This window comes from Protofrankia sp. CiT1 (genome assembly GCF_917627335.1).
In the GTDB taxonomy this organism is placed as follows: Bacteria; Actinomycetota; Actinomycetes; order Frankiales; family Frankiaceae; genus Protofrankia.
Map to the genome: position 1 here is coordinate 25007 of NZ_CAKJTP010000043.1, position 10314 is coordinate 35320.

Sequence of the window (10314 nt, forward strand, 5' to 3'; positions counted from 1 at the left end):
CTTACTGGCAATCAGATGGCCACCGGGACGGCTGGAGCGTCGACCAGGATGAGGAACCAGCCGAGAGTCAGGAGAAGATCGTACTCATGAAAGGCCGGGGCTCCGTCAGCCGAGCTGAGCAGGACCCGGTGGCCGCCGAGCACAATCGCAATCCCGTCCCGGGCGAACAGAACGACGTTGTGCCCGTCGGTCCGGGGAGCGCTGGTTGTATGGGTGACGAAGCCTCGAGCGAAACCCCGCCAGTTGGGTGTGATCCAACGTAGCCAGCGGTCTCCGGTCAGCCTGACGAGGGTGTTCCCGCGTCCTTTTTGGAGCACCGCGAGTACGTCGCCGGTCAACTCGGCAGTGACCCGAAGGCCGCCGTGGCTGCTTTCCACGACCATCAGATGTTTTTGGGCCCTGCATGTCACCCGGCCCTGGGCACGCCATTCTTCCCGCATCCGGATGATTGTCTCGTCGTCAACGTGGAGCGCGAACTGGTCCCCGGTCACGGTGACCGCCCGCCACGCGAATTCTGGCACCATCGCGCAGTCGGAGTGAACTGTCATCATGTTGCCCTCCTGCCGGGTCGTCTCGGGAAGCTCGCCCGTCGGTTCCCATTGAAAGACCAGCTGGTCAGCAGCTGGTCAGGAGCGTGAACGCGGCACCTGGGTGAACGACCGGGGCCGGCTTGGCCCTGGTGGGTGTGACACCGCGCGGGCGATGATGGCTTGACTGGTCGCCTGTTGTCCAGTTTGTGGCTACTCGGCTGTTCGACTCCGTCAAAATACGTAATCGGCCGCGTGGGTGATGCGCGGGCGTGGTCAGGGTCTGGTCAGTGCTACCGCTGACACTGCTACCGCTGACGGTGCCGGGGTTGCGTCCTGTCGGACATGCGACTGCACACCCTGCTGGTCACGACTTTGCTTCAAGTTGTCACAGACAGATCCCGCATACTGGTTCATGATGGTATCCGAGGCATTGGGATCACCCAATTGGCGACATGTGTTGTTTTGTGGAACAGGATGACATGGAGTTTCGGGTTCTTGGATCGCTCGAGGTGGTGGGCGAGGCCGGGCAGGTGCCGATCGGTGGTCCGCAGCGCCGCCTGCTGCTCGCGGCTCTGCTCTCCGAGGCGAACCGTCCCATCCCTGACCGGGAGCTGCTGCGAGCCATGCAGGGCGATGACGGTTGGTATGACGAGCGTCGGCGCCAGCTCCTGCATCGGCTTCGGGTGCACATCTTGGATCTTCGACGGGTGCTGGGCCAGTCCAACGGGCAGCCCTTGGCGCGGGGCGCCGGCGGATACGTTCTGCACGTCGGGGCGGAGGAGCTTGACGAGCTGGTTTTCCTCAGCTGGGTGGAACAGGCCCGGCGGCTGCTGGATTCCAAAGACGCGGCGAGTGCCGCCGACCGGATGGACGCGGCATTGGCGCTCTGGCGTGGAGAGCCATTATCAGATCTTGAAACGCGCCCCTTTGTCGAACGTTATGCGGCCCGGTTGCGTGAGCTTCGCCTGTACGCGGAGAAAGAAAGAGCGGCCGCATATCTGGCCGCTGGTCGGCACGGGCCGCTGGTTCCGATCCTGCGGCGGCTGCTCGCCGACAACCCGGCCGACGAACGGCTACAGCTGGATTTGTCGTTGTCCCTCTACCGCGACGGTCGCCGGGAGGATGCCGCCGCTGTCTGCCTGGATGCGTTGCGCCGTTCCCGCGATCTCGGAATCGAACCGACCGCGATCCGGGAAAGGCAGCGCGCGATCCTTGCCGACGAACCGTCCCTGCGCTGGGTCCCGCCAGTTGAACAGGTCGGGCTCGTCGCCGCGGCGCGTCATCCCGTGCCGTATCAGCTTCCCACCGGGACAAGAAACTTCACCGGCCGCGAAAAGGAAGTCGCGGATCTCCTCACCTTGTTCGAAACGGCTGACGTCGGTGCGGAAACAGGCGGCGCGGGCGTGATTGTCTCGGCGATAGCCGGGCAGGCGGGTGTCGGCAAGACGGCGCTCGCCGTTCACGTCGCCCATCGGCTCCGGCCTCGCTTCCCCGACGGCATCCTTTACATAAATCTACAGGCCACGCCCGACTCGCCGGCTGAGCCGTCGACGGTTCTGGTGTCGTTTCTCCTCGGCCTGGGGGTGCCGCGTGAGCAAATAGGAGATGATCATGAAGTGCGTGCGGCGCTGTACCGTTCGACGCTCGACGGCAAGCGGCTGCTCGTCGTCCTGGACAATGCGACGGATACCGAACAGGTACGTCCGCTGATTCCGGGCGCGGCATCCTGCGGGGTCATTATCACCAGCAGGCGTGCGCTTTCGAGTCTGGACGCGGATCACCTCCTGCTTGACGTCCTCGACTCCGCCGGTGCCGTCACCCTGCTCGCCAAGGTGGCGGGTGCCGCGCGGGTCGAGGCCGAACCCGAGGAGGCCCGCACCATCGTGGCGCTGTGCGGATTTCTGCCGCTGGCGGTACGCATCGCGGGGGCGCGTCTCGAACAGCGGCCGGACACGCACCTCCGCTCGCTGCGTGAGGATCTCCAGGTTGCGCGTTTGAACGTGCTCAGGGTCGGAGATCTTGAAGTGCGGGCCAGTGTCGACCTGAGTTACCGGGAGCTGCCAGCGGCGACCCGGCGAGCGTTCCGTCTGCTGTCCGTGCTGGAGACGGAGGATGTAGGGCCGCTGGCTGCGGCGGCCCTTCTTGATCAGAATGTGCGGCAGGCTTCCGAGCTGCTTGAGGAGCTGGCGGCTGGGCAGCTTCTCGAACGTCGTGCCAGTAATGGAAGCGAGTCTCGGTATCGTTTTCATGATCTGTTGTTGTTGTTTGCGCGTGAGCGCCTTGCGCAGGAGGACAGCCCCGCCGACCGCTCCGCCGCGCTCGAACGGGTCCTGGAGATGTATCTGGCCTGCGCGGAGGAGGCCGCCAAGCGGCTGCACATCGGTATTCCGATCGTCCCACGCCAGTCTGTGCCGCGGTGGCAACCGGCCGAGGACGGAATGATCGAATCCGTTACGGGGCGTCCGATCCAGTGGTTCGACCGCGAGAGCAAGAGCCTGGTCGCTCTCGTCGAACAGGCTGAGGCTGAAGGCTTCGATGAGATGACGTGGCTGCTCAGCGCCGCGCTCGTCGACTTCTTCGAGATCGGCTCGCACTGGTCGTTCTGGCACCGGACCCATGAGGCGGCTCTCGCGGCCACCCGGCGGCAGCGCAGCCAGGTGGCCGAGGCGAACGTGCGCCGCCATCTCGGGCTGCTGCGCCGGTTGCAGGGTGACCGCGCCGGCGCGCGAAGGTTGTTCGAGGCGAGCCTGGCGCTGTTTATCTCGACAGCCTGGCCGATCGGCGAGGCCGCGGCGCGCCGTAACCTGGGCGAACTGGACACAGAAGACGGCAGGATCGATGAGGCTATTGATCATCTTCGTATCGGCAGGAATCTTTTTCGTGACTTCGGTGTGACGTTCGGTGTGGCGCGGACGCTCCAAACCCTCGGTCGGGCCTATCTTGCCGCGGCTCGTCCCGCCGAGTCGTTGTCCTGCCTGGAGGCTGCGGTCGGTTACTGCGAGATGACAAGCAACCAGCTTGCGGTCGAGCGTGCCCGGATGGCCCTCGGCTCCGCCTTCCTGCGAACCGGGCGGGTGGACGACGCCATCGGGATGCTTGGTGCGGCGGAGCGTTTCTTTCAGGCGGAGGGGCATCTGCCGTTGCGGGCCGAGGCGCTGCTGTTGCTGGGTGACGCCCACAGCCGACGGGGTCGTGATCCCGAGGCGTTCGGCTGTTACGACGCCTGCCTGTCCATTTTCCAGGAACGTGGCGACATGCTGAACCAGGCGAGAACCCTTGCCCGCCGGGGCAGGCTGCATTACTGGCGGAAGGACGATCTACAGGCGCGGGCGTCGTGGAGCCAGGCGCTGGCATTATTTAATGATCATGATGGTGCGGAGGAGTCCGAGGTCCGTAACTGGTTGATACGCGGCCCGGGTGATCGGCTTGAGCCGGCGACGGAACGTGTCCTCGACCATTTTGATCATGATGGGTTCATTCAGCGGGTTGCGGCGAGTGAGTATGTTGTGCGGATTCTCTCCACCTGGACAGAGCTCCTCGAGGACCGGCTGCGGGATTCCTTTCTCGGTGCGCTTCTGCGCGCCCTTGACCGGGGTGCGTTGGTTCAGATCATGTTGCTGGACCCCGACTCGCCCGCGGACGTCCAGCGCACCCGGGAGATCGGCATGTCGCACGATGTCTCTGGACTGGTCCAGGCGAATCTGCGGTGCCTTCGGAGCTTCGTCGACGGGCTGACCGGCTCGGACCGGGAACACATCGCGGTGCGGGTCTACCGGGCGGCGTCCACCGTCGCGTATTACCGGTCGGACGCCCGCGCGCTGGTCGCGACGCTTCCGATGAGCGACGCATCATCCCGGACCACGCAGTATGAGGTTCCGGTTGATTCGACGTTCGCGCAGTTCGTCGAGCAGCAGTTCACACAGCTGTGGACCGCCGGGAGCCGTCCGTTCGACCTGTGAGGCGGTCTGCGACCGGCACAGGAGACGCGGCGTCGCGGCGCTGGGGCACGCGCCCCAACCGGTTATCCGTCGATCTATCTGTCGATCCGGATCCACACCTGACCGTTATCGATCCGCAGGGGAAGCTGCTCCAGCCGCGCGCCCGGCGCGTTGAGACAGGCGCCGGACCGCGCGTCGTAACAGAAGCCGTGCCGGGGACAGGTGAGGGTGCCCGTGGCCGGGTCCAGCTGGGCCACGTTGATGGGGAGGCCTTGGTGGGCGCAGGTGTCGCGGTAGGCGATCAGCTGATCGTCCATACTTATGATCACTACATCGGCTTCGGCGCCGTCGGCTCGCTCGAGATGTAGCGCGGTGATCTGTTGGCGGGAGAGCTCCATGGTCGTACCGACCGTGACCCAGCCGCCGTCGCGGGTGCGGACGGGACCCAGCGGGATGAGCGTCGGGGGCGGTTCACCCGCGAGCATCACCACCCGCGCGATGGATGCGACCCCGCCGACCAGAGCGTCCTTGACTACTTCACGCAGCGTGACTCCGGTCAGGGCGCGGCTGTTGCAGGTACCGTTCACCCGCAGGAAGGCTGTATCCCCGTCGATCCGGATCAGTTCGACATCCCCGCCGTGGGCACGCAGATAGGGCCGTACCTTGTCGAGCGCGTGCAGCGATTCGGTCACCGGCGTGGGCTGGATGACGTGGTGCATCGAGAAGAGCAGACGCACCAGAGGATCATCCGCGAGTTCGAACAGGAGCTCGCGGCCGCGGGGGTCGGCGCGCAGTTTCCGGACGATGGCGTTGATCCCGCTGCCATGGAGGGCTTCGACGGCGTGGCGGAGCTGCTCGGCTTGTTGCCGCGCGGTGGGTTCCAGGTTCTGGACGGCGGTCGCCGCCTCATCCAGGGCCTCCGACAGCGCGTCGAAGCTGGGTTCGTTCCGCTGCGGCCCGATCGGCCGAGTGCTGCTCATCGTTGGACTCCTAGGTCCTCTGGGGCAGCCGGCCGCATGAAAAGAATTGTGATCGCGTACTCTTTGACCGGCTGGTTCCCCCTCGGCCGGGTCTGGACAAGACCGTGGGTACCTTCTCACGATCCCATAAGGTTGACGGGTCACCGCCGAAATCGGTCGGGCATATGACGGCTGTCACCTGCCGGCCGCCGAGCCGGCCGTCATGCTGGTCACATCGGTCAGTTTCTGGACATTTCATCCCGTAGGTGGCCGGCGGCTCGTTTGCTGGCGTGGTGAACAATTCCGCCGAAGCATGCCGGGCGTGGCGGCCGGCCACCGAGGGGGAAATCACCCCATTGCCGGCCAATATCGGGTGTACCCGAGCCAGTCGCGGCCGCAGTCGTCACGAAAGGCGGTCAAGAGGTTACCCTGTGCTTGAACCGTCCCTCTTGCCGGCCATTGTCGGGGCGAACAGGCTGCATTCCGGGTCGCGCCAGCCCGGTCGGCACCAGCCTGGAGCAGCGTATTGATTAATATTTTTCCGGTCGGACGCAACGGATTCCCGCATGGCCGGTGACCCGTTGATCGAAAACGCCCGTATTCCGTACATTACCCGCTTTGGCCGGCGGCAGTCACTGGGCGCGGCGACCGTTATTTAAATTCTTCCTGGCAGTAGGCAAATCTTTTTGAAAGGTGGCAAGTATGGCTCGCGACGCAGCGCCCGTCGACGCTACCGCGCCGGCTCCCGACGGCTTCGCGCCATGGGTGCCTCGGCCGCGGGTGCCGACGGACGAACCCGCACGACACCGCTGGGACACGTTGGCGGGCGGCCCGGTCGGCGGGCGCCTGGGACCGGTGGCCGGTGCGCTGGTCATTGTGCTGGGCGGGATCTACCTGATCTGGCGCCTGGGCACGCTCGACGGTACGGGCGCGTTCGGTCGCCTCTTCTACGGCGCTGAGTTGATCAGCTACATAACTGTCGCCTGGACGGCAGTGATGATCGGCCGGATGCGCCCGGACAGGGTACGCCACGCCGGGACGCCGGTGGGAACGCTTGATGTGTTCGTGACGGTGTGCGGTGAGCCGGCGTCGATGGTCGAGCGGACGCTGCGTTTCGCCCTGGCGATCGACTACCCGCACCAGACCTACGTTCTCAATGACGGCCGCATCGCCGGCCGGAAGAACTGGCGGGAAATCGACGCGCTCGCCGCACGTCTCGGCATACCGTGCTTCACCCGCGTCGACGGGACCCCGGGAAAGGCCGGTAATCTCAACCACGCGCTGGCCCGCACCAATGGCGACGCGGTTCTGACCCTTGATGCCGATCACCTGGTGGTGCCGGACGTGGGGGAGCGGATAGTCGGTTATCTGCGCGACGCGGCAGTCGGTTTCGTCTGTACTGCCCAGTGTTTTGACACGGGTCGCGCGGATGTCCTGAACAACGCTGATCCCATGCTCTTCCGTTCCATCCAGCCGGCGAAGGACCGTGACAACAGCGCGTTCTCCTGCGGCAACGGGACCCTGTACCGCCGGTCGGCTCTCGAGTCGGCTGGCGGATTCAGCGAATGGAATCTGGTCGAAGATGTGCAGACATCCTACGAACTGCACGCGCGTGGTTGGTCCAGCGTCTACCATGCCCGGCCGATTTCGATCGGGACAGCGCCGGCGACCGCCGCCGTCTACGCCAAGCAGCGTCTGCGATGGGCGATGGACCATATGCGCCTGCTACTTTTCGACAACCCGTTGCGCAAACCAGGCCTGCGGGGCTGGCAGCGGGCGCACTACCTGCACACCAGCCTCAGCCCGCTCCTGACCACAGTCCAGATGGTTTTTCTGGTGGGCCCACCGATGTCTGTGATCTTCCGGATGCGGCTGGTGTCCGGTGCCGCTGAAGAGGCCTACCTGTTCTTCGGCCTGCCCTACCTGCTTAGTTCGATGCTCTTCATTGTCGCCTATGCGGGGGGCAGGCCCGCGGCCCGAACGGTCGCGAGTTCACTGTTCATTGCCCCGCTGTATCTGATCGCGTTCCTGTGGGTTGCGTTCGGTTACCGGCCGCGTTCCTCCGGTACGACCGAGAAAGTGTTCCAGCCGACGATGTCCGTGCTGGTCCTGCCGCAGATTACTTTCGCGCTCACGCTGGTCGCATCGATCATCATCTATGCCTTCGACACGCGCCCCGGTCGTCCGGTGTTCGCGTTGGTGTGGGCCGGGATCATGTTGATGATGCTGGCTGGTCCGCTGTCCGCGGTCAGTGAGCGACGTGCGGCGGTTGAGCGCTGGCAGGTACCGATACGTGGCACGATCATTCTTGCTGTCGCCCTGCTGTCGGCGTTGACGTTCGCCAACTGATCGGGCTGGACCGAATCATCCGCTGGCGTCCTGGGCCTGGTCCGGGCTGGTCCGGACCAGCCCGGACGGAGGGCGGCTGTTGTTGTGAGAACTCGCTGTTGTGAAAACTCGCGAAAGCTTACAAAAGCTCGCAGACGAGCCCGAGTTCCTGCTGGACCGCCGTGCTGAGACTGTCGCAGCCGACGCCGGCCGTACCGAGCTCGACGACGGCCCAGTGGCTGCCCGAATGCCGTAGCAGGGCGGTCGCTGGGTCGGTCTCACCACTGGCTGGCACGACATGGGCAACCGCGACGGTCGGGTCGATCCTGGATACGCGGACGTCGACCACCTGGATGCCGTCCGGGGGAACCTCACCGAGCAACGGGCTCGTCCGTACCGCCCGCGTGATCTGCTCATCAGTGGATGGAGCAGCGCTCCCGACCGGCGCCGTGGCGGCCGATCTGTCTCTTATATCCGTTACATCGGTGGCTGGCACTGTGGCTGGCACTGTGGCTGGAGTGGCCTGGATGTTGGACGGCACCGTAGGTGGCGCCGAGGAGGATGCCGTCAGTGCGTCGGCGGGCATGACAATCACAGCCGCGATCGCGGTCGCGGCGAAGAGCAGCTGAGAAACTGGCGGGCGGGTCATCCGTGCTGCCCGAGCGGCGGGCCGGATGCGTGACATGCGGTGTGTGCCGTTCCGTGTGTATCTGGTGTTCCGTCGGCGTGTGACGTTCGGTGCGCGCTGGGCTGTCGGACCCCTCCGTTGTCGAGCCATGGAACAGCTCTACCCGTCCTGACGCACGTAACCCATGTAACACATCTGACACCAGGCTGTCGGCTGACCGTAAAGAGGGGGTGATCAGTGGAAGAGTCCCTGTATGCCGGGCTCGGGCCGCCGCTATGGACAACATCACCGTCGAGATGTCAATCACGAGACACCGCTGGACCGACGATTGATCCGCTGTGGTCATGCGCCCATGTTCCAGCTGTTGATCTCAAAAATCTCGAAAGATCGTGCGAAGGAGCCGGCGTCAGCCGAGGAACAGGTATGTGCCGCGAAACAGGCACAGGACGGTGAACACGCCAAAGTCGGCTATCCAGATTATGGCGGGGATGCCAGTGATCTCGGCCATCGCGTCCGCGTCCGAGGACCATGCTCCTTTCCGGTGCGCTCGGTGCAGGTCGAGCACGGACCGTGGCCCGGCCAGCAACAGGAACCAGGTGAGGAAACACGCGAGCGCACTTTGCGTGCCCACCGAGGCCGAATGCAGTACCAGAATGACCACGGTGCCGGTACCGGCGACGATCATTTTTCCGAAGCCGTTTCGGGTGACGAGGAAAAGCGCCGCCAGCGCCAGGAGGGCAAGGAGCAGCGTCGCGGTGATGTGACCGGCATTCAGCAGGGCCGCCGCTCCCAGCCCGAGCCCGGATGATGCGGTGTAACCGGCTGCCAGCATGAGGAATTCGGCGAACCGGTTGCGCCGCCCATATGTGCTTGTGAGGCCTGACGTGTCCGAGAACAGCCATACCCCAAGGACCCAGCGTCCGAGGAGGTAGGCGACGAGCGCATGGCCGCCCTCGTGCGCGATCGTGTCGAGGTGGCCGCTGCCGTGCCAGGTCCATGTGGGCACGACCGCCGCGAGGGCGGCCAGGCCGGTGAGCACGATAATCCATAACGGCGTGCCAACCCTGTCCGCGACGATCATCGTCAGGCCCATGCTGCTACTACCGTTGTTCATGGCACCCCCGGCACGACACGATTCGCATTGGCTCATCAATATTGGCGCTGCTGATGTGCTAATCACATAATTTTTTCGCCGGATGGACAACTGAATATTTTTTCGCGCGGCGGGAGGCCGCGGGCGAGCTGGTCAGCCGCTGTCGCGCCGGCTGGCGAGATCACTGATCCTTCGAGGTTTGTGCGCGGCGGGCCGTTGTGCTCCGGCGCTGGGGCCGTGCTCCAGCGGGGGTGCCGCGATCCAACAGGACATTCCAAGGTTTCCGAAAGCTTCCCCTCAGGCGTGACCGCCACGGTATGCACATGACACACGTGTGGTTGAGCCCGAGTCTGCCCGCCGACCCAGGGGCGATGGCCGGCGCGCTCGGACCCGGCTACGAGGTCCTGCCACCGTCGGCTGAGCCACCATTCGGGGACGACCAGCCTGGGGACAACCGGCTTGGGGAGCAACCGTCAACCGGTGTGGCCGACGACGGCCTGAGCGAGCCGCGGCCGCAACGGCTGGTCCAGCCGATCATTGTTGCCACGATCTATGAGCGGGAGCTGCTGGCGGCTCTTGTGGCCCGTCCCGGCGACGCCCGCCTGGTGCTGGTCACGCCCCCGGGCGTTGATGTCCCGCCGGATCTGGGTGCTCAGGTACGGCCGCAGATGGTCGGCTCGGCCTCGTCGGTTGCCGATGTGGTCGCGCTGATCCGCGCCGTTCCCGCGGACACATCCATGGATGTGCTCGGGCCGGCGGGGGCTGACGCGCCCTGGTGGGCCGGCGCGGGCCGGCCCGAGATCCACTCGGCGGCCGGGCCGGCGGGTCTGCCGACGGC

At 65.3% G+C, this 10314-nt stretch carries 7 protein-coding genes; 3 read left to right on the forward strand and 4 right to left on the reverse strand.

All coding sequences use genetic code 11. The annotated features are described in order from the left end of the window. Positions 1-11 precede the first annotated feature (11 nt). A complete protein-coding gene (locus MJ785_RS09795) occupies positions 12-551 on the reverse strand; it encodes a hypothetical protein (protein ID WP_239309169.1) in 540 nt (179 codons plus the stop codon). Positions 552-1009: 458 nt separating this feature from the next. Between MJ785_RS09795 and MJ785_RS09800 the strand changes: the two genes are divergently transcribed. After that, positions 1010-4489: a BTAD domain-containing putative transcriptional regulator gene (locus MJ785_RS09800; protein WP_239380532.1), complete on the forward strand. Its 3480-nt coding sequence runs from the start codon at positions 1010-1012 to the stop codon at positions 4487-4489. 74 nt (positions 4490-4563) lie between these two features. Here the strand turns inward: MJ785_RS09800 and MJ785_RS09805 are convergent, their stop codons facing one another. Further along, positions 4564-5448: a NifU family protein gene (locus MJ785_RS09805; RefSeq protein WP_239380533.1), complete on the reverse strand. Its 885-nt coding sequence runs from the start codon at positions 5446-5448 to the stop codon at positions 4564-4566. A gap of 681 nt (positions 5449-6129) precedes the next feature. Here MJ785_RS09805 and MJ785_RS09810 point away from each other — a divergent pair. Then, positions 6130-7776, forward strand: coding sequence for a glycosyltransferase (locus MJ785_RS09810; protein ID WP_239309175.1), 1647 nt, complete (start codon positions 6130-6132; stop codon positions 7774-7776). 118 nt (positions 7777-7894) lie between these two features. Here MJ785_RS09810 and MJ785_RS09815 read toward each other — a convergent pair whose 3' ends face one another. Then, complete coding sequence (locus MJ785_RS09815) at positions 7895-8404, reverse strand: hypothetical protein (protein ID WP_239380534.1); 510 nt, start codon at positions 8402-8404, stop codon at positions 7895-7897. 385 nt (positions 8405-8789) lie between these two features. Then, positions 8790-9497, reverse strand: a complete 708-nt coding sequence (locus tag MJ785_RS09820; RefSeq protein WP_239380536.1) for a M50 family metallopeptidase — start codon at positions 9495-9497, stop codon at positions 8790-8792. A 302-nt stretch (positions 9498-9799) separates the two neighbouring features. Here MJ785_RS09820 and MJ785_RS09825 point away from each other — a divergent pair. Next, positions 9800-10314: hypothetical protein (locus MJ785_RS09825; protein ID WP_239380537.1), on the forward strand; the 515-nt coding region annotated here is incomplete at its 3' end.

Bases quoted from the DNA above. Each gene is read 5' to 3' on its own strand.
- MJ785_RS09795 (WP_239309169.1), bottom strand. From the start codon at position 551: ATGATGACAGTTCACTCCGACTGCGCGATGGTGCCAGAATTCGCGTGG.
- MJ785_RS09800 (WP_239380532.1), top strand. From the start codon at position 1,010: ATGGAGTTTCGGGTTCTTGGATCGCTCGAGGTGGTGGGCGAGGCCGGG.
- MJ785_RS09805 (WP_239380533.1), bottom strand. From the start codon at position 5,448: ATGAGCAGCACTCGGCCGATCGGGCCGCAGCGGAACGAACCCAGCTTC.
- MJ785_RS09810 (WP_239309175.1), top strand. From the start codon at position 6,130: ATGGCTCGCGACGCAGCGCCCGTCGACGCTACCGCGCCGGCTCCCGAC.
- MJ785_RS09815 (WP_239380534.1), bottom strand. From the start codon at position 8,404: ATGACCCGCCCGCCAGTTTCTCAGCTGCTCTTCGCCGCGACCGCGATC.
- MJ785_RS09820 (WP_239380536.1), bottom strand. From the start codon at position 9,497: ATGAACAACGGTAGTAGCAGCATGGGCCTGACGATGATCGTCGCGGAC.